General features: G+C 66.2%; 1 protein-coding gene and 2 pseudogenes. All 3 read left to right on the top strand.

Annotated features, from left to right (window positions below; genetic code table 11):
- Positions 1-232: pseudogene (locus tag QZH66_RS15740) on the top strand (peptide chain release factor-like protein); the annotation flags it as partial.
- Between the two features lie 2 nt (positions 233-234).
- Positions 235-534 (top strand): annotated as a pseudogene (locus QZH66_RS15735) (peptide chain release factor-like protein); the annotation flags it as partial.
- An 8-nt stretch (positions 535-542) separates the two neighbouring features.
- On the top strand, positions 543-1,724 hold a 1,182-nt coding region (locus QZH66_RS15730; protein ID WP_305806836.1), incomplete at its 3' end, for a M1 family aminopeptidase.

Raw genomic sequence — 1,724 nt, 5'->3', positions numbered from 1 at the left:
CACCTACCGCGCATCGGGCGCCGGCGGCCAGCACATTAACAAGACCGACTCGGCCGTGCGCCTGACGCACATGCCGACCGGCATCGTGGTGCAGTGCCAGGACGGGCGCAGCCAGCACGGCAACCGCGACATCGCCTGGCAGCGCCTGCGCTCCAAGCTCTACGACCACGAGATGCGCAAGCGCCAGGAAGAGGCGCAGAAGCTCGAAGACACCAAGACCGACGTGGGCTGGGNCCGACCGGCATCGTGGTGCAGTGCCAGGACGGGCGCAGCCAGCACGGCAACCGCGACATCGCCTGGCAGCGCCTGCGCTCCAAGCTCTACGACCACGAGATGCGCAAGCGCCAGGAAGAGGCGCAGAAGCTCGAAGACACCAAGACCGACGTCGGCTGGGGCCACCAGATCCGTTCCTACGTGCTGGACAACAGCCGCATCAAGGACCTGCGCACCAACGTCGAAATCTCCGCCACGCAGAAAGTGCTGGACGGCGATCTCGACGCTTTCATCGAAGCCTCGCTCAAACAGGGCATTTAAGGAGAACCATGTTGCGTGAAGGACAAGCCACCGCCATCCACCGCGGCGACTACCAGGCACCCGCCTGGTGGATCGACACCGTCGACCTGGCGTTCGACCTGGACCCGGCCAAGACCCGGGTGCTCAACAAGATGCGCCTGCGCCGCAACCCGGCCGTACCCGCACAGGCGCTGCGCCTTCATGGTGAAGAGTTGAACCTGTCGCGCGTGCTGCTCAACGGCGCCGGCACATCGTTCAAGATGGACGCAGGCCAACTGGTGCTGGAGAACCTGCCCGAGGGCGACGCACCCTTCGACCTGGAGATCTTCACCACCTGCGCGCCGGCCAAGAACACCCAGCTGATGGGCCTGTACGTGAGCCAGGGCACGTTCTTCACGCAGTGCGAGGCCGAGGGCTTTCGCCGCATCACCTATTTCCTCGACCGGCCCGACGTGATGGCCATGTACAGCGTCACGCTGCGCGCCGACAAGGCCGCCTACCCGGTGCTGCTGAGCAACGGCAACCTGGTCGAGCACGGCGACCTGGACGGCGGGCGCCACTTCGCCAAGTGGGCCGACCCGCACAAGAAGCCCAGCTACCTGTTCGCGCTGGTCGCCGGCCAGCTGGTGGCGCGCGAGCAGCGCATCCAGTCCCGCGCCGGCAAGGAGCACCTGCTGCAGGTCTACGTGCGCCCGGGCGACCTGGGCAAGACCGAGCACGCCATGCACTCGCTCATGGCCAGCGTGGCCTGGGACGAGGCGCGCTTTGGCCTCTCGCTCGACCTCGAGCGCTTCATGATCGTCGCCACCAGCGACTTCAACATGGGCGCCATGGAGAACAAGGGCCTGAACATCTTCAACACCAAGTACGTGCTGGCCAGCCCGTCCACGGCCACCGACGTGGACTACGCCAACATCGAGAGCGTGGTCGGCCACGAGTACTTCCACAACTGGACCGGCAACCGCGTCACCTGCCGCGACTGGTTCCAGCTGAGCCTGAAGGAGGGCCTGACGGTCTTCCGCGACCAGGAATTTTCCATGGACATGGCGGGCAGCCCGTCGGCCCGCGCCGTCAAGCGCATCGAGGACGTGCGCGTGCTGCGCACCGCCCAGTTCCCCGAGGACGCCGGCCCCATGGCGCACCCGGTGCGGCCCGACAGCTACATCGAGATCAACAACTTCTACACCGTCACGATCTACGAAAAGGGCGCG

Source organism: Stenotrophomonas sp. YIM B06876 (genome assembly GCF_030711595.1).
Classification (GTDB): Bacteria; Pseudomonadota; Gammaproteobacteria; order Xanthomonadales; family Xanthomonadaceae; genus Stenotrophomonas.
This window is presented reverse-complemented; position numbering and strand designations above follow the sequence as displayed.